The 19,040-nt window shown below is 71.9% G+C and carries 19 protein-coding genes; 14 read left to right on the forward strand and 5 right to left on the reverse strand.

The window, feature by feature from the left end:
- Positions 1–212 precede the first annotated feature (212 nt).
- The 6 genes from ACO1BR_RS33830 (at position 213) to ACO1BR_RS33855 (ending at position 7,119) form a co-directional block, all read left to right on the forward strand.
- A complete protein-coding gene (locus ACO1BR_RS33830) occupies positions 213–947 on the forward strand; it encodes a hypothetical protein (RefSeq protein ID WP_426798920.1) in 735 nt (244 codons plus the stop codon).
- Entirely contained in the window at positions 944–1,756 is an 813-nt protein-coding gene (locus tag ACO1BR_RS33835; protein ID WP_426798921.1) for a hypothetical protein, read from the forward strand. The genes ACO1BR_RS33830 and ACO1BR_RS33835 overlap by 4 nt, the downstream gene beginning before the upstream one ends.
- Positions 1,757–1,781: 25 nt before the next feature.
- Positions 1,782–2,666: an SUKH-4 family immunity protein gene (locus ACO1BR_RS33840; RefSeq protein WP_426798922.1), complete on the forward strand. Its 885-nt coding sequence runs from the start codon at positions 1,782–1,784 to the stop codon at positions 2,664–2,666.
- Complete coding sequence (locus ACO1BR_RS33845) at positions 2,663–4,816, forward strand: hypothetical protein (RefSeq protein WP_426798923.1); 2,154 nt, start codon at positions 2,663–2,665, stop codon at positions 4,814–4,816. Before ACO1BR_RS33840 ends, ACO1BR_RS33845 begins: the two co-directional genes overlap by 4 nt.
- 35 nt (positions 4,817–4,851) lie before the next feature.
- Positions 4,852–6,552: an SUKH-4 family immunity protein gene (locus ACO1BR_RS33850; protein ID WP_426798924.1), complete on the forward strand. Its 1,701-nt coding sequence runs from the start codon at positions 4,852–4,854 to the stop codon at positions 6,550–6,552.
- Between the two features lie 111 nt (positions 6,553–6,663).
- Entirely contained in the window at positions 6,664–7,119 is a 456-nt protein-coding gene (locus tag ACO1BR_RS33855) for a GNAT family N-acetyltransferase (protein ID WP_426798925.1), read from the forward strand.
- Positions 7,120–7,216: 97 nt separating this feature from the next.
- Here the strand turns inward: ACO1BR_RS33855 and ACO1BR_RS33860 are convergent, their stop codons facing one another.
- Positions 7,217–7,465, reverse strand: a complete 249-nt coding sequence (locus ACO1BR_RS33860; protein WP_426798926.1) for a chaplin — start codon at positions 7,463–7,465, stop codon at positions 7,217–7,219.
- A gap of 148 nt (positions 7,466–7,613) precedes the next feature.
- Positions 7,614–8,039 (reverse strand): winged helix-turn-helix transcriptional regulator, encoded by a 426-nt coding sequence (locus ACO1BR_RS33865; protein ID WP_426798927.1) that lies wholly within the window; start codon positions 8,037–8,039, stop codon positions 7,614–7,616.
- A 208-nt stretch (positions 8,040–8,247) separates the two neighbouring features.
- Here ACO1BR_RS33865 and ACO1BR_RS33870 point away from each other — a divergent pair, with 208 nt between their 5' ends.
- The 7 genes from ACO1BR_RS33870 to ACO1BR_RS33900 all read left to right on the forward strand — a co-directional run bounded on the left by ACO1BR_RS33870 (position 8,248) and on the right by ACO1BR_RS33900 (position 16,114).
- The gene (locus ACO1BR_RS33870; RefSeq protein WP_426798928.1) at positions 8,248–9,609 is read left to right on the forward strand and encodes a serine hydrolase domain-containing protein; all 1,362 of its coding nucleotides are present in this window, start codon (positions 8,248–8,250) and stop codon (positions 9,607–9,609) included.
- 86 nt (positions 9,610–9,695) lie between these two features.
- Positions 9,696–10,214: a MarR family winged helix-turn-helix transcriptional regulator gene (locus ACO1BR_RS33875; protein ID WP_426798929.1), complete on the forward strand. Its 519-nt coding sequence runs from the start codon at positions 9,696–9,698 to the stop codon at positions 10,212–10,214.
- A complete protein-coding gene (locus tag ACO1BR_RS33880) occupies positions 10,205–11,497 on the forward strand; it encodes an MFS transporter (RefSeq protein WP_426798930.1) in 1,293 nt (430 codons plus the stop codon). The genes ACO1BR_RS33875 and ACO1BR_RS33880 overlap by 10 nt, the downstream gene beginning before the upstream one ends.
- 118 nt (positions 11,498–11,615) lie before the next feature.
- The gene (locus ACO1BR_RS33885) at positions 11,616–12,212 is read left to right on the forward strand and encodes a Type-2Aa cytolytic delta-endotoxin (RefSeq protein ID WP_426798931.1); all 597 of its coding nucleotides are present in this window, start codon (positions 11,616–11,618) and stop codon (positions 12,210–12,212) included.
- A 313-nt stretch (positions 12,213–12,525) separates the two neighbouring features.
- On the forward strand, positions 12,526–15,120 hold the full coding sequence (locus tag ACO1BR_RS33890) for an ATP-dependent Clp protease ATP-binding subunit (protein ID WP_426798932.1): 2,595 nt from the start codon (positions 12,526–12,528) through the stop codon (positions 15,118–15,120).
- Between the two features lie 45 nt (positions 15,121–15,165).
- The gene (locus tag ACO1BR_RS33895) at positions 15,166–15,666 is read left to right on the forward strand and encodes a DUF6328 family protein (RefSeq protein ID WP_426798933.1); all 501 of its coding nucleotides are present in this window, start codon (positions 15,166–15,168) and stop codon (positions 15,664–15,666) included.
- A 181-nt stretch (positions 15,667–15,847) separates the two neighbouring features.
- The gene (locus tag ACO1BR_RS33900) at positions 15,848–16,114 is read left to right on the forward strand and encodes a hypothetical protein (RefSeq protein ID WP_426798934.1); all 267 of its coding nucleotides are present in this window, start codon (positions 15,848–15,850) and stop codon (positions 16,112–16,114) included.
- A 42-nt stretch (positions 16,115–16,156) separates the two neighbouring features.
- Here ACO1BR_RS33900 and ACO1BR_RS33905 read toward each other — a convergent pair whose 3' ends face one another.
- The 3 genes from ACO1BR_RS33905 to ACO1BR_RS33915 all read right to left on the reverse strand — a co-directional run bounded on the left by ACO1BR_RS33905 (position 16,157) and on the right by ACO1BR_RS33915 (position 18,523).
- Complete coding sequence (locus tag ACO1BR_RS33905) at positions 16,157–17,278, reverse strand: hypothetical protein (protein ID WP_426798935.1); 1,122 nt, start codon at positions 17,276–17,278, stop codon at positions 16,157–16,159.
- Between the two features lie 284 nt (positions 17,279–17,562).
- On the reverse strand, positions 17,563–18,333 hold the full coding sequence (locus tag ACO1BR_RS33910; RefSeq protein ID WP_426798941.1) for a VOC family protein: 771 nt from the start codon (positions 18,331–18,333) through the stop codon (positions 17,563–17,565).
- Between the two features lie 19 nt (positions 18,334–18,352).
- Positions 18,353–18,523, reverse strand: coding sequence for a hydrophobic protein (locus ACO1BR_RS33915; protein ID WP_426798936.1), 171 nt, complete (start codon positions 18,521–18,523; stop codon positions 18,353–18,355).
- A 236-nt stretch (positions 18,524–18,759) separates the two neighbouring features.
- On the opposite strand from ACO1BR_RS33915, the gene ACO1BR_RS33920 reads away from it, so the two are divergent.
- Positions 18,760–18,948 (forward strand): DUF6381 family protein, encoded by a 189-nt coding sequence (locus ACO1BR_RS33920; RefSeq protein WP_159505296.1) that lies wholly within the window; start codon positions 18,760–18,762, stop codon positions 18,946–18,948.
- Positions 18,949–19,040 lie beyond the last annotated feature (92 nt).

The raw sequence follows: 19,040 nt of genomic DNA on the forward strand, positions 1-19,040 counted from the left end.
CCCACCACGGGGGGATTCGGTCACCGCCTCGGGACGGTCCGGGCCATGGCGTTCGCACAAACCCCGGCACCGCATCGCCACGGCCCCCGTGCGGAACCGGTCCCGATATGGCCGGGCAGGTACTTGCATCGTGAACATCTGCGACAGTTAGCTGAGGTGATGCGCCGTCATCGGCGCGGGCACGAGCCGTGGGTACCAGGGGGAAGCGAAGCGTGGCGATCGAACTGCCCGACGGGCTGGTCTGGGTGATGGACCTGCTCGGGCTGAACTGGCCGCAGGTGAACGAGGACAAGGTCCGCGAGTTCGCCGGTCACGTCAAGGAGTTCGCGTCCAACCTCGAAAAGTCCCATGCGTCGGCGAGCGACACCCTCAAGCAGATGGGCGAGCACTACCAGGCGGCCTCGTACGAGCAGCTCGTCGAGAAGTGGTCGACGATGTCTTCCAGCCACATGACCGAACTCGTGCAGGTGTGCAACACGGCCGCTTCGGTGCTGGAGATAGCCGCGGTGGCGATCGTCGGGGCCAAAGTGGCGGTGATCGCCGAACTGGTCGTGATGGCGGCCGAGTTCATCGCGGACCAGGCCGCCGCCGTCGTCACCCTGGGACTGGCCGAGGCGGCGGAGGTCGCCCTGATCGCCGCGACGAAGAAGATCGTGGATTCGATCCTCAAGGAAGTGGAACAGCAGATCGTCGGCGAACTCGTCCAGCAGGCGACCGAGCCGCTTGAGCAGGCCGTCGAACGGGCGGTGAGCGGCCTGGTGTTCCAGGGGGCGGAGAAGGCCCTGGGGGTCTCCCCTTCCGGAGGCGGAGGCGGAGCCGGGTCGGGGTACACCATCCATCCCGATGAACTCCTCGGTCACGCCTCGAAGTTCCGCAGCCATGCGGAGGACGTCGCCGGCCACGCGGCGAAGTTCGCCTCGGCCACGGAAGGGATGTCCTTCAGTTGACGCACCCCATAGCCAAGGCGCTGGAGAACTCGGCCGGCAGAATAACCAAGGCCGTGTCCAAGCACACGGCCGAGGCCGTCGGCGGGCTCTACAGCAAGACGGCCCATGGCGCCGAGCAGGTGGCCAAGAACGTCAACGAGACGGAGGCCAAACACAGCAAGCAGTTCTCCTCCATGGGCAAGTCCGGGGAGAAGTCCGGCGGCGGGCCCAAACGCCGCGGCAGCCGTTCGTCGTCCGGATCGGACAAGGGCAGCCCCCCGCCGAAACGGCAACGGAAGGAAGGCAAGTACCCGCTGCCGGCGAAGGCCGACCGCAACCCCAAGCAGGACGCCGCGAAGGTCGACCCGCGGACACACGACCTGGCGCAGAAGGTGAACGCGAAGCGCAAGGCCGACGGCGACCGCTCCCAGAAGAACTATGCGGCCTTCGAGTGGGAGGACGAGCACGGGCAGCGGCATGTGGAGGTCGGGCACAGCGATGGGACGCATTCGGAACGCGTCGTCGGCGTTCCCGTGCTCGACCGGCAGAAGCGCCTCACCGAGGAGCGGGAGAAGGCGATAGCGGAAGGACGCGACCCCGGCCCGGACCGGAAGATCAAGGTCACCCGCATCTATTCGGAACGTGATTTCTGCAACCAGAAGAGTCCCAACTGCAACGACTGGACCCGGCATTATTTCCCGGATGCCGACCGCAGCTACGCTTTCGAATATGACCACCACACGCCAGGGTCGAAGCGGCAGGGCAACCGCGACCTCGAAGACCATGTCCGATGGGTGTTCGGGGACAAGCCGATCAAGCGGCGGGGCTGACGCACGGATGCAGAGGAGCACCTGAATGACCACGCCCGCTTCCGGACACCGCGGGGGGTCGCCGGTACGCCGCTGGAGTTCCGCACGCCTCGACGACCTCGCCGTGCCCTCGCCCCTTCGGGAGCTGCTCGCCTCGCCGGGCCTGCCGGAGTCGGTGGGCCCGTACTTCCGCGCTGCCCGCGATCCCCTGCCGCTCGCCCGCTACGCGACCGAGGCCGGACTCCCCCAACCGGTCGGTGAGGTACGTGAATTCTGGCACCTGGGCGACGACGGCGGTACGCAGATCTGCTGCGCCCCGGACGGCGAAGTCGTCTCGGCATCGTGCGCGGGGACGTATCCGACGCGGCTGGTGAACACCACGGCACGCACCTGGCTGGCGTCCCTGGCCGAACTGGGCCGGCTCCTCCAGGACTTGACACCCGACCCGGTCGGCCCGGACGCGGTGACCGCGGTCGCGAAGTGTCAGGAACGCCTCACCGCGCTCGACCCGGAGGCGATGGCCGACGAGGAGCACTGGTGGCCGCTGGTCATCGACGACCTCCGCCTCACCGCCTCGGTGGACTCCTCGGGAATCCTCGAATTCCGTACGGCCACGGGGGCGACGCGGACGGTCTCCGGCCACACCCTGCCCGGGCAGGGGCATGCGCTGCGGCGCCTGGGCGGGGAACTGCTGAAGCGGGACATCGCGGCACGGCAGGTCACCCGGGCCCACGCCGATCTCGCACCCTGCGCACTGCCGGGCTGCTACTGCGCCGCATGGCTGGCCACCACCTTCCCCGGAGCCGAGGTCAGCTACAGCTTCGACTACGGTCCCGGTGCCGCCGACCGCGAGGCGGGCATCCAGGAACTGACGGCCTTCATCGAGGAAGCGGACGAGGGCGAAAACGAAACGGAGGGGTCGGAAGAGTGACCGACAGCGGCTCCCTGACCGGTGGTCCCCGCTCTTCGGGCGCCGGCCCCGCCGGCGCCGGCGCGTCCGGGGACGATGCCGCGGACGCGGGTTTCCCTTATGGCCGGCAGGCCGTGGCGGACGCGTTCCGGGAATTCGTGGCGGCCACGCCGAGCGGCGGCGCGTGCTATGTGACGGGGTCCGCCGGCAGCGGCCGCAGCACGCTGCTGACCTGGCTGTTCCTCCTCGGCCAGGCGGATCGGGACGACGCGGGGAGCGGCGCGGACCGCACCGGGCCCGTCTTCCATGCCGCGCTCGGTGCGCGGGGCCGCGGCCCCGACGACCTGGCCGTGGCCATCGGCGAGCAACTCGGATACGAGACCGCCACCGCCGCCGAGCTGCTGTCCGTACTCGCCATGGACGAGCGGCCCGTGTGCGTGGCCGTCGGCGACCTGGACGAGGCCGGTGCCGTACCGGACGAGCGGCACACGGCCCGCCTCGTCGAGTCCCTGCTGGCGCCGATGGCGCTGCTGCCGAACGTTCGGCTGGTGGCCGAGGGCTCTCCGAAGTGGGCCCAGCACCTGGGCGACTGCGTCGTCCTGGACCTCGACGCGTCCGACTGGACCGATCGTGCGGCCTTCGACCGGTATGTCGCGGCCCTCTGCGCCTTCGTGACGGAGACCGGCACGCCGACGGACGGCGGGCAGTCGGACGGGTTCGCCCAGGCGGTGTCCCGGGCCGCCTACCCCAACTTCCTCCTCGCCCAGCTCCTCGTCCTGGACCGGGTCCTTGCCGCGGCGGAACCGGACGCCGCCGGCGCGGACGCGCCGCCCGACACAGCGGACATCGACGCCGGTATCGACGTCGACGGAGCGGTCGCGCTGCACCTCGACCGGCTGTCCGCCGCAGCTCCCGTGGCGGCCGACGCGTTGTACGCCCTTGCCCTGGCCGGGCCGGCCGGGCTCGGCCGGAGCCTGTGGCGCCTGGCCGCCACGGCCGTGGCGGGACGCCGGATCGAGACGCAGGAGTTCGCCGCGGCCGTGGAGCTTTCCTGGGCGCTGCTCCAGCCGGACCGGGCCGGATCCGGCGGATCCGGTGCACCGGGGAGCCACTTCACCCTCCGCCACCCCGCCGTGGCCACCGCGCTGCTCGCCCGCCGCTCCCGGGACGCGGAGCTGCAGGCCCGCAGAGCGCTCGTCCACTCCCTGGCCGGCCAGGTCCCCGTCGCACCGGCGGACGACGGACCACCGCGCCCGCTCTGGCAGCGGAGCGACCGGACGCTGCTGTCGGAGCTGCTGAGGCAGGCCAGCGCCGTTCCCGGCGCGCTCGGGCCGCTGCTCGCCTTCCCCGAGGTGCTGCTGAGCGCGGACCTCGACGCGTTCCGCACCGTGCTCGACTGCTCGGACGAGCCCGCCGCCGCGGCTCTGCGGCCGGTCCTCGCCCTCCTGCACCCGGCGTCGCGCGACCAGCCCGCCCGCCTCCAAGTCGCCGCCGTCCAGCACGGCTTGGACGAACTGGCGGCGGCCGTCGAGTCCGCCTACGACGGGCTGCCGTTCCGCGCGCTCCGCCGGCTCCCCGGAGCATCGGACGACCGGCGGTCCGTACCGGGACCCGTCCAGGAACCCGTAGACGGACCCGTCCAGGAACCCGTAGCCGGACCTGTCCAGGGGACCGTTCAGGAGCCGCCCGAAGTCGCCGTCACGGAGGCCGGTGCCGTAGAGGTGGGGGAACGCCTCGGCGAGGCCCCGGCGCTGCGGTGGACGCTGCACGGGACACCGTGTACCGCCGCGCACGCCGAGCTGCTGGATGGTGTGCCGGTCGTGGCGGTGGCGGACCGCGAGGGGCTGCTCCAGGTCCGCAGTGCGGACGACGGCCGGCTGCTCCGTCCGGTCGTCCGCGCCGACGAACCCGCCGAGCTCCTGTGCGCTCTGGCGGGGGCGCCGGATCCGCTGACGGTGTGCGCGACGGCCGACCGGCTGTGGGTGGTACGCCTGGCCGACGGCTCCACGCTGACCGAGCTGCGCTTCGGCTCGGACATCGCGGCCATCCGCCGTACGGGCGGGAGCGAACTCGACGTCGAGCTGGGCGGGTTCGGCATCCGCCTGGCGTTCGATCTCGGCGTACTGCGGACGCTCAAGGGCGTGTCCCCCGCCATGAGTGCCGCCGGGTAGGCTCGGCTGACCCGACCTTCCGTCTTGGAGCCAGGATGACCTCGCCGTTCACCCCGTTGTGGGCCCGTCTGCGGCCCTCGGAAGGCGCCGCGCCGCGCGCCTGGACCAGCTGGCCCGGCCCGGTGATCGCCGCGCAGACGGCCCGCCACGAGGGCCGGACGCTCTACGGAAGCATCAGCTTCACCAACCCGCACCGGCTGCACATCGTGGACGCCGACACCGGCGAGCGGGTGGCACCCCCGGTCCTCTGCGACGCCGGACCGAACACCTTCGCGCTGGCCGCCGGCCCCGCGGCACTCGTGGCCGCCGGCGCGCGCGAGACGGTCGAACCGCTGAGCGGTGCGCGCCGGCCCTACGAGGCGGACGTGGCGGACGCGGGCGACGCCGACAACGTCGGACTGGTCACCGCCGCCGTCGGCCCGGACGAGCCCGTGCTGGTGACCGTCCACCCGTTCCAGAGCATCGCGTTCCGGGACGCGTCCGCGGGCGGATGCCTCGCCGCCGTACCGCTGGGGGACATGAAGACCCCGGACCAGCTGTGCGCCGGCCTCGTCGACGGCCGGCTGCACGCCGTGGTCGGCAAAGGGGCCGAGCTGTGCACCTACGCGGTGGACACCGATGAGGTCGTCGCACGTTGGACAATCCCTGACGCGGCGTCAGGCTCCGACTCGGACGCGACGTCAGGCATCGGCCCGGAGATCCTACGGGCGGTCTGGGCCCCCGGGGTGGCCGGCACACCGGCCGCCGTTCTCACCGCGGACAGCCACTCCCGCTTGACGGCCTGGGCGCCGGACACCGGCGAACCGCTCGGTACGGAATGGCCCCTGCCCGGCAGCCCGTTGCACCTCAGCGCCGCGGTGCTGGACACCCGGGACGGCGGCATCCCCGTCGTGGCCTGCACGCATGCCGACGGGATCCGGCTGCTGCGGACCGACACCGGGCGCGTGCTGCTCGACCTCCGGCCGAGCGCCCGGACGCGTACCGCCCACCTCACCGCGGACGGTCTGCTGCTGCTCGGCACACACGACGGCCCGGTCGCCCTGCGGCTCGACACCGAGCGGCTGCTCGCCGCCTCGGGTGACCACGCCGCACACGAACTCGACCTCGGCGCCTGGCCGATGCCCGCCGTGCGCGAGCAGGCGGGTTCGCCCGACGCGGACGGCGGCCCGTCGCACGCCGACCTCGTGGACCTCTGGGGCGCGGACCAGGTCATCGTTCTCGCGGAGCACCAGGTCCCCGCGGACATCACCGGCCGGAACCGCGAGGCCCTCTGCCGCCTCGGCCTCCCCCTCTCCCCGCTCCCCGGCCTGCCCCTGGACCAGGATCTGGCCCTGGACGGCCCGGCCCCGCTGGAAGAGGTCGGCGTCGGTCCGGCGGACCCCGACGATCCCGACGCCAGGTACGTCCCCGAAGGACTGGACGGCTACTACTGGTTGGGCACCTGGCACGACGACGACCTGGTCCTCAGCCCGGCCGGTGCGGTCGAGGTGATCGGCACCGAGTCCGACTACGAGTCGGCCCTGCCGGTCAACTCCGACCTCGCCGCCTTCGCCGCCTTCTGCTATCAGTACGCGGTCGCCGCGCTGCGCCAGGAGCCGGAGTACGGCGCCGAGGCCCAGGAGGAGCGCGCCGACGAACTGGAACACCGTCTGCGCGCCGCCGACCCGCTCGCCTTCGCCGAACACGGCTCGGAACACTGGGCCGACGCCCTGAGCGACCTCGCCTCCGGCATGTGAGCCGACGCCGCCGACCATGCCGCGGGCGCCGTGGCTCGTCCGGCACCCCGCAGCCGGGCACGCACGGCGGGACCGCCGGACCGAGACCCCCACAGCAAAGGACCGGGCACGATGAAGATCGCGGTGGATGACCTCTCCGGACCGGAGATCGCCGAGTTCCTCCACGCGCATGTTCAGCAGATGCGGGCCATCACGCCCCTGGAAAGCAAGCACGCGCTCGATCTCGACGAACTCCGCAGGCCCGAGGTCACGTTCTGGGCGGCGCGGGAGGAAGGAACCCTGGTCGGCTGCGGTGCCATCAAGCGGCTGGACGCGAGCCATGCGGAGCTGAAATCGATGCGCACCGACCCACGGCGCACGCGGAGCGGAATCGCCTCGCGGCTCCTGGAGCACATCCTCGCCGAAGCGGGCCGCCGGGGCTTCACCCGGCTGAGCCTGGAGACCGGGTCGGCCGAATTCTTCCTGCCCGCACGGAAGTTGTACGAGAAGTTCGGCTTCGTGCGCTGCGCACCCTTCGCGGCCTACCGGTCCGACCCGAACAGCACGTTCATGACGAAGCAGCTGTAGCCGGCGGCAGCGCAGGGGGAAGGGGCAGAAGGACCTGTCCCTGCCCCGCCCGGCGGCTGGGCGGGCTGGGCAAGGACGGTCGGCACAGACGCCAGGGTCAGCCGTTGGAACTGCTGTTGTCGAAGGTGGGGTTGAGGGCACCGATTACGCTGGCGGAGTTGCCGGTGACATTGACCGGAACGTGGACCGGCACCTGCGCTTGATTGCCGGAGCCGACGCCTGGGGAGAACGCGACCCCGCCGACGGCGAACGAGCCGGTGTCGTCGTCGGCGGCGGCGGTACCGGCGCCGGCGAGCAGAGCGGCGGCGACCAGGGCGCCGGTGGCGAGGACGGTACGTGCACTCATGAATCCTCCAGTGGGCGAAGCGAGTTAGCGACCCCTACCAGCATTGGCCGACCGGTTGATCCGAGAAACGCCCGCCACTCGAACGCGCCCGTAAACCCATTCCTTGGGGGACAGCAACCGCACCACTTCCCCGCCCCGACCACCGCGTCTACTCCCTGCCGTCGTAGTCCCGTCGGGCCTGTTCGACCTTGGGCAGGTTCCCGGCGGACCACTGGGCGAGTGTGGCGAACAACGGGGCCAGGCTGCGGCCCAGTTCACTGATCTCGTATTCGACGCGGGGTGGGACCTCGGGGTGGTAGGTGCGGATGACCAGCCCGTCACGTTCCAGTTGCCGGAGGCGCTGGGTCAGGACCTTGGGGGTGATGGTGGCGATGCGGCGCTCCAGCTCCACGAATCGCTGCCGTCCGTATTCGTGGAGCGCCCAGAGAATCGGTGTGGTCCAGCGACTGAAGACGATGTCGACCACGGGGGCGATGGGGCACGCCTGTTCCGGGGCGGGCTCGGTGCGCACCGCCCCGGTCGCGGTGTCGGCCGTGGCGTCCGTTGTGGTGTCAATCGTGGCTTTGGTCGTCATGCGTTGCCCGCCCCTTCCCATCCGTCCATCCATCAATCCGTCCATCCATCCAACCATTGCTTTCCGCTGGGTAGTTACTGCCCAAATGACAGTAACTTCCCCGGCATCCAGGCGGATAGCTGCGGGGCGGGTCGGCGGTTGTCGATAGAGTGCTCGGGATCCGCGGTGCCGCCCGGGGATCCGCATCGCGGACACGGGGAGGGTGAACATGCTTGACGGGCTGGGCCGTTACTGCACCGGGGTGCTGACGGAGCACGGGTGTCCCTCGGTTTCGGTCGCGGTGGCCGAGCGGGGCGAGGTGGTGCTCGCCGAGGCGTACGGGCTGGGGGACGTCGCCGCCGGGCGCCGGGCCACCCCGGACACCGCGTACGCCCTGGCTTCCATCACCAAGCCGATCACCGCCACCGCCGTCTGCGTGGCGGCCGACGAAGGGCTGTTGGACCTGGACGCGCCGGTGCCGGTTGCCGGCCGCCACCCGTCCCCAACGGTGCGTCAGTTGCTCCGGCACCGGGGCGGTCTCGGCGCCCACTACGACTGGGACTACGGCGATGGCGAGCGGCTGATCGACGCGGACCGCTACACGGTGCTCCACCGGCCGCCGGGCACCGGCTTCGAGTACGCCAACCTCGGCTACCGGCTGCTGGGCCAGGTGCTGGAGCGGGCCACCGGGCAGGAACTGGGCGCGTACGTCCGGGAGCGGGTGTTCGCGCCGCTCGGGCTCACCGCCTGCCATCTCGGGGTGACGTATCCGGGACCGGCCCCGCGGGCGGTGCGGTACACGGTCGACGGCCGCCCGTACCCGGACTACGGGTGCAGTCACCCCGGCGCCACGCTCGGCTGGGCCACGGCCGCCGAACTGGCCCTGTTCTCACAGTCGTACGACCGCCTGCTGAAGCCGGAGACGGCCGCGGCGGTGCGGGACGCCCTCCCGGTGAACCGCCACCTCGGGTACGGGCTCGGCTGGTGCGTGTCGTACGGCGACGGGCCGGTGGTGCAGAGCCACGGCGGTGGCGGGGCCGGGGTGGCGGCGATGGCGGTGGTGGTGCCCGCGCAGCGCCTCTCGGTGGCGGTGCTGACCAACTGCACCGGCAAGGGGGCGCGCGACGCGATCGTGCGGTACGTGCTCGATGCCCTGGTCCCGGGATACACGGACGAGCGGATCTCCCCGGTGGTCGATGATCCGGTGCGCCCGCTGGATCTGCCCGAGGGCATCTGGACGGGCGGGATCGGCACGCCGGAGGGAACGCTCCCGGTCGAGCTGCGGGTGGCGGCGGGCGGCGGGATCGCCCTGCGGGTGGCCGGTGAGCGTGCCGGCGGCCCGGCGGACGCCTCGGCGGCGTGGGACCTGCGGGCCGATGTCCCCTTGCAGCTGCCGACCGCCGACGCTCGGGTCAACAGCCCCGTACTGGGCGTGCGTCTGCGCCACAGCGACGGGCTGCTGACCGGGGTGGCCTACGCGTACAAGAACGGCGACGCCGAGGGCCGGCTGGGCAACTTCCTCAGCCACCCCTGCACCTTGCGGCGCGCGGCCGATGCCGATGCCGATGCCACCGATGCACCGCGCAACTGACGTCCGGTTCCCCGCTGTTGGCCGCCCCGCCCGGCCTCACGAGCGTTTCTGACAGTGCTTATACAAGCGCTGTTACGCTGTCGCTCATGACCGAGGACCCCGCGCTCAGCCCGGACAGCACCCCCGACCCCACCCACCAGAGCCGCTGGCGTCCGCTCCGGCTGCTCCAGGCGTCGATGGACGCGGACATCGCACGGATCTACACGGAGCGGCGGATCGACGGGCTGAAGCCGAACTACGTGAGGGAACTGCTCCGGCTGCACGCCCTCGGGCCGATGACGATCACCGAGCTGGCCGAGTCGGTCGGCTACACGCACTCGGCGCTCAGCCAGAAGGTGGCCGCGATGCGCGCGGCCGGGTGGGTGCGGACCGTCGCGGGCGAGGACGCGCGCACGAAGAAGGTGACGCTCACGGAGCGGGCCGGCGCGGTGGTCGGCCGGCTGGCGGCGGAGTGGCGGGCCACCGAAGCCGCCCTCGCCGAGCTGGAAGCGGAGATTCCCTACCCGCTCACCCAGGTCGTCAGCGATATCGAACGGGCGCTGGAGCGCCGGAGCTTCCACGACCGGGTCGCCGCGAAGCTGGCCGAGGACCCGGCGTGGGAGTGAGCCGTGCGCAGGGGAGGACGGGCGGCCGGGGGGTGCTGCTGGACGTGGCGCCGCTGCGGTCGTCGCCAACCTTCCGGCGGCTGTGGATCGGTGGGGCGCTGTCCGGGCTCGGCAGCCAGATGACGCTGGTCGCCGTGATGTTCCAGGTCTGGCAGACGACGCACAGCACCGCCTGGACCGGTGCGGTCGCGCTCGCCCAGGCCGTCCCGCTGATCACGCTCGGGCTGTTCGCCGGAGCGCTCGTCGACCGGCTGGACCGGCGGTCGTGCTATCTGTGGACGACCCTGGGGCAGGCCGGGTGTTCGCTGCTGCTCGCCCTCCAGGGCGTGCTCGGCGGCCTGCCGCCCGCGGGTGTGCTGCTCCTGGTGGCGGTGCAGTCCTGCTTCCTCGCCGGCAGCGGACCGGCGTCCCGTACCTTCGTCCCGCACCTGCTGCCGAAGCGGCAACTGGCCGCCGGGCTGGCGCTGAAACGGGTCTCCTTCCAGGGCGCGATGCTGCTGGGGCCGGCGCTGGGCGGGCTGGTCCTGGGCGGGCTCGGTGTCGGCGCCTGCTATCTGGTCGATGCGCTGACCTTCGCCGCGGGGCTCTACGGGGCGTTCGGTCTGCCGCCGCTGCCGCCGGGGGACGAGCCGGCGCGGCCGGGGCTGCGCGGCGTACTGGACGGGCTGGCCTTCCTGGTGCGCACCCCCGTCATCCGCGGGGCCCTGCTCACGGACCTGGCCGCCACCGTGCTGTCGATGCCGGTCAGCCTGTTCCCGCTGCTCAACTCCGAGCGGTTCGGGGGCGATCCGCGGACGCTCGGGCTCTTTCTCACCGCGTTGGCCGCCGGTGGCGTGGCCGCGTCCGTCTTCTCCGGGAGCTTCACCCGGCTGTCCCGCCCCGGTCTGGTCATGCTCGGCGGATCGGCCGCCTGGGGTGGGGCGTTGGCGCTGTTCGGGCTGTCGCCCAACGCGTGGTGCGGGTTGGCCTTCCTCGTTCTGGCGGGTGCCGCGGACACCGTGACCGTGGTGTCCCGGAGCACCCTCGTCCAGTCGCACACCCCGGGCGAACTGCTCGGCCGGGTCGGCGCCGCGGAGCAGATCGTCGGGCAGGGCGGCCCGGACCTCGGCAATCTGCGCGGCGGACTCGTGGCGGCCGCGACGTCGGGTGCGACGGCTCTGGTCAGCGGCGGCCTGCTCTGCGTCGGCGCGGTCGTCCTGGTGGGCCTCGGCACGCCGGGGCTGCGCGGGACCGCGACGGCTGCCGGGGCCACCGCCGCACAAACGGCACCAACCGGCCCGTAGTGGCTTGCCGCGGACGGCAGTGACACGGAAAGCGCGAGGGCGGCCCCGTCATCTCGTGGGGCGGGCGGCCTACTTGCCGGTCGGCGCGACGTGATCCATTCGCATGTGAGGAGCAGTCATGTCCGACCAGCCCACCGCCGAGAAGACGACCTTCCGGACGGTCTTCGAGGTGGGCCCCGCCGCGCTGGAGCAGGCGCGGCGCATTGCCGACGCGTTCCAGCACGCGATCGCCCCGGCGACCGTGGACTTCGAGTTCGGGGAGATCAGCCGGGCGGCGAGCGCCATCCCCGGCGGCTCGACCGTCAGGATCGTCCGCGGCTGGGGTCTCCAGGAGACGGCCCCCGTGGGCGTCATGGTGCTCTCGCTCCGGGAAGCCGTCCGCCAGGCGCTCACGCACCCCTTCGGCAACCCCGTCTTCTGGGAGAAGGTCGAGGCCGCGCTCGCCGACGCCTTCCTCGGCCTCGACGCGCAGGAGGGCACGCACCTCTCCTTCCACGGGGACTCCCCGGACAGCACGAGCTACTACTACAACGTGCTGTTCGCGCTCCAGGACGAGGAGACCGAGGAGTACGTCCACGCCGTCGCCTGCTGTGTCGACGTGACCCTGGCGCTGACCGCGGACGAGGTGGGCGAGCTCACCCTCGACGACGTCGTGCGGTGCGGGATCCGGCTCAACGCGATCGCCGTACGGCAGGAGCTCGCCGGCGCGGCGTGACGCCCTGGCGGTGACCCCGGCCGGGTGCGCGGCCGGGGTCCGGCGCCCGGGGTCGGCAGGCTCTCCTCCCCCGTCGTCCGCGCTCCCCTCCGGGACCGTATCGGCCGAGACCGTGGCGAGGGGGCTGCCGCCCCGGGTTCGGCGCTCGCCCTGTCCCCCGGGTGCGGACAGCCCTCCCGGCGCGGATCCTGAAGCAGAGGAGTCGAGGAGTCGCAGCCGATGAGCGCACAGGGGAGCACTGCACAGGAATGAGCGCTACGAACCCGACCAGACAGCGTGTCGCGGCACGGTCGTGACAGCGGAACGGACGCACATGAGCAACGGATTCATGGGTCCGGAGGGTAACGGCCCGGACTCGTTTGGTGACTTTCTCTCGCGGTTCTTCGGGCGCAGCGCGCAGTCGTCCGGTGGCGAGGGAGGAGCGCCCATGCCGAAGCAGGCGGACATCGCCCGGCTGATGAGCGGCTCCGCCCGGGACCTGGTGACCTCCGCCGCCGCGTACGCCGCCGAACACGGCAGTCCCGAGCTCGGTACCGAGCATCTGCTGCGGGCGGCCCTCAGCGCGGAGCCGACCCGGAGCCTGATGCGGCAGCAGGGTGCGGATCCGGACGCGCTGGCGGCGGAGATCGACCGCAACGCGGGTTCCGGGCCGCTCCAGAAGAGCGTCGCGGTGACACCGGCGGTGAAGCGGGCGCTGCTGGGGGCGCACGAGCTGGCGCGCGGTACGGGGGCCTCGTACATCGGTCCGGAGCATGTGCTGGAGGCGCTGGCCGGGAACCTGGATTCGGCGGCCGGGCGGATTCTGAACCTCGCGCACTTCGACGTGCAGGCGTCGGCCGCCTCGCACGGCAGTGCCGGCGGGCATCCGCCCGCGGGGCAGGGCGCCGAGCACGGGGCCGTACCGCATCACGACACGCCGACGCTGGACAAGTACAGCCGCGATCTGACCGATCTCGCGCGGGCCGGCCGGATCGATCCGGTGATCGGCCGCGAGGAGGAGATCGAGCAGACCATCGAGGTGCTGTCCCGGCGGGGAAAGAACAATCCCGTGCTGGTCGGTGACGCGGGGGTCGGCAAGACCGCAATCGTGGAGGGGCTGGCGCAGCGGCTGGCGGACGGGGAGGTGCCCGAGACGCTGGCCGGGCGGCGGATCGTGGCGCTGGACCTGACCGCGGTGGTCGCCGGTACGCGGTACCGCGGTGACTTCGAGGAGCGGATGAACAACATCATCGAGGAGGTCCGCGCGCACACCGACTCGCTGATCGTGTTCATCGACGAGCTGCACACGGTCGTCGGCGCGGGCGGCGGCACGGGGGACGGCGGTGCGCTGGAGGCCAGCAACATGCTCAAACCCGCGCTGGCGCGCGGCGAGTTGCATGTCATCGGGGCCAGCACGCTGGAGGAGTACCGGCGGCACATCGAGAAGGACGCGGCGCTCGCCCGCCGCTTCCAGCCCATCCTCGTACCCGAGCCGACCATCGCCGACACGGTGGAGATCCTGCGCGGGTTGCAGGACCGCTACGAGGCCCACCACCAGGTGCGCTACACGACCGAAGCGGTGCTGGCGGCCGTGGAGCTCTCCGACCGCTACATCACCGACCGGTTCCTGCCGGACAAGGCCATCGATCTGATCGACCAGGCGGGCGCCCGGGTACGGCTGCGCTCGGCCACCAAGACCCCCAGCGTGCGCGATCTGGAACGCGAATCCGAGCAGTTGGTCCGGGACAAGGACCAGGCGGTCGCCTCCGAGCAGTACGAGCGGGCGACCGAGCTGCGGGACCGGATCGCCGAGCTGACCCGGCGGATCGAGGGCATCCAGACGAACCAGGGCGCCCGGCCGGTGGTCGGTGACGGCCGGATCGTGGAGGTGACCGCCGAGGACATCGCGGAGGTCGTCTCCCGGCAGACCGGCGTGCCGGTGAGCAGCCTGACGGAGGAGGAGAAGGACCGGCTGCTCGGGTTGCAGGGGCGGCTCCAGGGCCGGGTGATCGGGCAGGTGGACGCCGTGACGGCCGTCTCGGAGGCGGTGCTGCGCTCGCGCGCCGGGCTCGCCGATCCGAACCGGCCGATCGGCAGTTTCCTCTTCCTCGGTCCGACCGGTGTGGGCAAGACGGAACTCGCCCGGGCGCTGGCCCAGGCGCTGTTCGGCAGTGAGGACCGGATGGTGCGGCTCGACATGAGCGAGTACCAGGAGCGGCACACGGTCAGCCGGCTGATCGGCGCCCCGCCCGGGTACGTCGGCCACGAGGACGCGGGCCAGCTGACCGAGGCGGTGCGCCATCACCCGTACTCGCTGCTGCTGCTCGACGAGGTCGAGAAGGCCCATCCGGACGTCTTCAACATGCTGCTGCAGGTGCTGGACGACGGTCATCTGACGGACTCTCAGGGCCGGACGGTGGACTTCAAGAACACCGTGATCGTGATGACCAGCAACCTCGGCTCGGAGGCGCTCAGCAGCGGTCGCGGGGTGCTCGGTTTCGGCACCGCCGAGGCGGGGGCGGACGACGGGGCGCGGGAGCGGGCGCTGGCCACCCTGCGCGGACACTTCCGGCCCGAGTTCCTCAACCGGCTCGACGAGATCATCGTGTTCCGGCAGCTCACCGACAAGCAGCTGCACCAGATCACCGGTCTGCTACTGCAGGGGACGGGCCGCCGGCTGAGCGCCCAGGACGTCTCCGTCGACTTCACCCCGGACGCGGTGGACTGGCTCACCCGCCGCGGCCACCAGCCCGAATACGGCGCCCGGCCGCTGCGCCGGACCATCCAGCGCGAGGTCGACAACCGGCTGTCGCGACTGCTGCTCGACGGTGCGCTGTCGGCCGGTGACCAGGTGCGGGTGGACGTCCAGGACGACGAGCTGGCATTCCACGTCACCACGCAGGCGAAGAACCCGGCGGCGACGAACTGAGCCGGGAGGCCGGGAGGCAACCGTGCGGGGAGACGGCGAGGAGAGGTGAACGAGGGCGCGCCGGCCGGCCCGGAACCGCACGGTCGTCACGAGACGCCGGAGGAGCGGGCCGACCGGCGGTGGAGCGAACTCCTGCAGGAGGTGCGGGTCATCCAGACCGGCGTGCAGATCCTCTTCGGCTTCCTGCTGACCGTCGTGTTCACCCCGCGCTTCGCCGTCCTCGGCCAGGCCGACCGCGTCATCTACGTCGTGACCGTGCTGCTGGGCGCGGCCACCACCGGCGCGCTGGTCGGGACGGTGACCTTCCACCGGCTGGTCACCGGGCACCGGCTCAAGCCGCAGACCGTGCTGTGGGCCTCGCGGCTGGCGCTGGTCGGTGTCGTACTGCTGCTGGCCACGGTCGCCTCGGCGCTGCTGCTGATTCTGCGGATCGCGCTGAACGGCACTGCCGCGCCCTGGGTCGTGGCGGGCCTGGTCGCGTGGTTCGTCCTGTGCTGGTTCGCGCTGCCGGCCTGGGTCCTGCACCGCTACTCGTCGCGGCAGTGAGCTGCCTCTGCGGGTGGGCGGGGCCGGTGCGACGATGGAAGTGAGGCGCCGGCGGGCGCGCCGAACCGGAAGGCGCCCGGCATCGCAGGGGGTTCACCTCGCGGTGCGTTCAACGGAGCCGTCGCCGCCCCCAGCCACATCCATCCAAGGGTCCAGGGATCTGCGGAACGGAGGGATCACCATGGCAGTCTGCGAAGTCTGCGGGAACGACTACGCGCGGGGATTCGAAGTGCACACCGCGGGCGAGGTCCATGTCTTCGACTGTGTGGAATGCGCGGCGCATCTGCTCGCCCCGACCTGTGAGAACTGCGAGTGCCGGATTCTCGGTCACGGTCTGGAGGCGGACGGCCGGTATTTCTGCTGTGCGCACTGTGCGCGGATCCGGGGAGTCATGGAGCTGGCCGACAACACCGCAGTGGCCGCGGGGCCGGTGCTGCATGCGAGATGAGGCGGCCGTCCCCCAGGGACAGCCACCTCATCCGCTTGCCGCTTACGCACCGGCCGTGGCGGGACTCACCCTGCGCGGACGCAGGAGCAGCGCCGCACCGGCGAGGCCGGCACTGACGATCGCCAGACCGACCGCCAGCAGCTCCGGCCACATGCCGGCATCGCCCAGGCTGCTGCTCAGGGGGGCCAGGACGCCGGCCCGGGAGAGGGCATGCAGGACGATGACAGTGACCGCGGCGCTGGCGCTGGCCGTCCAGATGGCGGCCGTGTCACGCATCGCGAGCCAGCCGGCCAGCAGCAGATAGACCGCCGCGATGGCCATCGAGATGCCGTCGGAAGGACCGTTGTGGACCTCCGACAGTCCCACCGGCAGATGGCTGAGCCCGCACAGGGCCAGCGCCGCGGCGGCGGGCCAGCGCAGTGCGGAGCGGAGCATTCCGCCGACCGCCTGGCCGGACTGCGAGGGCGCCCCGGCCGCCGGCCATCCGGCGCCGCCCTGGGGCGTGTTGGCGGGCCAGGGGGAGTTCTGCGGCCAGGGCGGGGCGTCCCGGTGCAGTCCGTCGCGCATCGCCGACTCGTGGGGGCCGGCGGTGTGCGGGGCCTGGTTCGGGTACCCGTTGTCGGCCGGGTGGCCGTAGGGGTCGGGATACGGTTCGAGGACGGGGTCGTTGACCATCGGCATGCCCGAGGTCGCCTGGCCCATCGTGTCGACGTGACTCTCGGGGAAGTGGTGGCCGTCGGGGAAGTTGTCGCCGCCCGGCGGGCCCTCGACGGGGAAGTGGGCCTCCCGCGCACTGTCGAACAGCCGGATCAGCTGGACGACCTCGTCGACGGATCTGTTCACTGCCGCCGCACGCAGCGCCTCGTAGCTCGACTCCGCGGTGTGCGGGGCTTCGCCGAGCATGGCGAGGAGCGGCCCGAGCTCGCTCACCGGCCGGGTCATCGCCGCCGCTCTCAGGACTTCGTCGCCTGGATTGGGGTCTTCGCCACTGCGCTTGAGCAGTTCCACGAGGGCGGCGACTTCCTCCACGGGCCTCGTGGTGGCCGCCGTCCACACGAGGGTGCGGACCGAGACGTTTTCCGGATTCGTGGGCGGAACGTGTTCGCCGGCGTCTGTCGGTGACAGGTCGGCGTCGCCCCCACCAGGAGCTGGTTCAGATGACATGTAGGGACTCCACTGAACGAGGGGGAGCATCGGGCACCGGGGGCGCTGACACTCATCGGGCGTTGTGCGTGCTTTGGTTCAGCCAACGTCCCTCTTGGCCGCCCGCGCCATTCAGGGATGGCCATCCGGTGGAGACACGCCGTGGACACGGGGAAACACCGGGCGTGTCGGCCGTGCCGGCCGCGGGTCCGTCCGCCGGCGACGCCGGAGTCCTCTCCTGTCGGCGGATCGCCCGCCGGCCCCGTCACCGGGCCGTCCCCTCGGTACGGCCCGCGCGCTGCTCTCTATGTGGTCGCGACGGTGAACAGTCCGCCCTGGGGATCGCGGACGACGGCCTGGCAGCCGCTGCCGTCGACCATCGGCGTGACCGGGAGGACGAAGCCGCCGGCGGAAACGGCGGCGGCGGTGACCTTCTCGATGTCGTGCACGGGGAAGGAGACATGCCAGCGGGGCCGGACATGCGGGTCCGGGGCGGCTTCGACGGCTCCGCCGCGCAGTGCGGCCACGGTCTGCTCGCCGTCCCGCACGATCACCTCGTCGTGCTCGTAGGTGATGTCGCAGCCGCCGGGCCCGGGGGCCCAGCCGAAGACCTCGCCGTAGAAGATCGCCGCGTCGAAGGCGTCGCGGGTCCGCAGCTCCAGGCACGTCGGCGCCTCCCCCTCCCCCACCGCCCAGGAGAGGGTCTGGCCTTCCCAGAGGCCGAACACCGCGCCGTCGCGGTCGGCGGCGAGCGCGGCGCGCCCTTTGCCCAGTTCGAGCGGGCCCACCGCGAGGGTGGCGCCGCGCTCACGGATCCGGGCCGCCGTCTCGTTGGCGCTCTCCACGGCGAAGTACGGGGTCCAGGCGACGGCGATCCGCAAGCTCGGCGGCAGCAGCCCGATCCCGGCGACCGGCTGGTCCTGGGCGAGGGCGATGGAGAATTCGGCCCCCATTTTTCCCGGCCGGAAGTTCCAGCCGAGGACCTCGCCGTAGAACTTCTCCGCGCCCGGGAGGTCGTGGGTCATCAGGCTCACCCAGCACGGGGCACCGCCGATGGCGGTGCGGGCGGGCATCATCGTCGACATGGGAATCCGCCTACCAGTGGTCCCGGCGGCCACGGGTGCCGCGGCGGCCGTGGGAACGGAAGAGGAAGCCGAGCAGCAGGGACGCCAGCAGCGCGATGGCCACGATCCACAGCAGCTTCATCACGAAACCGGCGCCCAGGAAGATCAGAATGAGCAGCAGCGCAAGCACAAGAGGGACCATCGGGATCAACCTCCGGACAGGCTGGTTCCCTACATGGCCCCCATTATGCGCTTATACCGCCCATCGGGATGCTCGATGGGGTCCACCAGCACCCGACCGCATTTCGTGAATGCGCTATCGCACTGCGTGACATTTCGACGTGCTAAAGGACGCGCACCCTGATTCGCTGGTTACAGCAGATTTCCGCGATGCCGCACGAAGCGGTAAGGGCGAATCGGTAACGATAAGGAATGGTCATGGGCACGGACGAGACACGCCAACGCCTCCAGCACATGCGGGAAAAGGCTCAGGAGCTGGCCGAGGCCGCGCAGCACACCAGTGATCCGAAGGAGAAGAAGCGGCTCCAGGAGAAGTCGCGCCGGCTGCAGAGCCGGAGCGAGCAGGAGAGCGCCATGCGCGGCGGGGACATCTACCCGTCCCTGTGAGCGCGTGCACGCACGGCGGAATGCGCGGCCGGCGGGGCGCGCGGCCGTCCGGGCCGCGGGCGACCGACCGTCCCGCGGTCGCCCCGGACGGC

This window comes from Streptomyces sp. YGL11-2, assembly GCF_050054615.1.
Lineage (GTDB): Bacteria > Actinomycetota > Actinomycetes > Streptomycetales > Streptomycetaceae > Streptomyces.

Coding starts and splice junctions, on each gene's coding strand:
- ACO1BR_RS33920 (WP_159505296.1), top strand. CDS start 18,760: ATGGGCACGGACGAGACACGCCAACGCCTCCAGCACATGCGGGAAAAG.
- ACO1BR_RS33905 (WP_426798935.1), bottom strand. CDS start 17,278: ATGTCATCTGAACCAGCTCCTGGTGGGGGCGACGCCGACCTGTCACCG.
- ACO1BR_RS33850 (WP_426798924.1), top strand. CDS start 4,852: ATGACCTCGCCGTTCACCCCGTTGTGGGCCCGTCTGCGGCCCTCGGAA.
- ACO1BR_RS33890 (WP_426798932.1), top strand. CDS start 12,526: ATGAGCAACGGATTCATGGGTCCGGAGGGTAACGGCCCGGACTCGTTT.
- ACO1BR_RS33875 (WP_426798929.1), top strand. CDS start 9,696: ATGACCGAGGACCCCGCGCTCAGCCCGGACAGCACCCCCGACCCCACC.
- ACO1BR_RS33900 (WP_426798934.1), top strand. CDS start 15,848: ATGGCAGTCTGCGAAGTCTGCGGGAACGACTACGCGCGGGGATTCGAA.
- ACO1BR_RS33860 (WP_426798926.1), bottom strand. CDS start 7,465: ATGAGTGCACGTACCGTCCTCGCCACCGGCGCCCTGGTCGCCGCCGCT.
- ACO1BR_RS33865 (WP_426798927.1), bottom strand. CDS start 8,039: ATGACGACCAAAGCCACGATTGACACCACAACGGACGCCACGGCCGAC.
- ACO1BR_RS33855 (WP_426798925.1), top strand. CDS start 6,664: ATGAAGATCGCGGTGGATGACCTCTCCGGACCGGAGATCGCCGAGTTC.
- ACO1BR_RS33885 (WP_426798931.1), top strand. CDS start 11,616: ATGTCCGACCAGCCCACCGCCGAGAAGACGACCTTCCGGACGGTCTTC.
- ACO1BR_RS33910 (WP_426798941.1), bottom strand. CDS start 18,333: ATGATGCCCGCCCGCACCGCCATCGGCGGTGCCCCGTGCTGGGTGAGC.
- ACO1BR_RS33870 (WP_426798928.1), top strand. CDS start 8,248: ATGCTTGACGGGCTGGGCCGTTACTGCACCGGGGTGCTGACGGAGCAC.
- ACO1BR_RS33840 (WP_426798922.1), top strand. CDS start 1,782: ATGACCACGCCCGCTTCCGGACACCGCGGGGGGTCGCCGGTACGCCGC.
- ACO1BR_RS33915 (WP_426798936.1), bottom strand. CDS start 18,523: ATGGTCCCTCTTGTGCTTGCGCTGCTGCTCATTCTGATCTTCCTGGGC.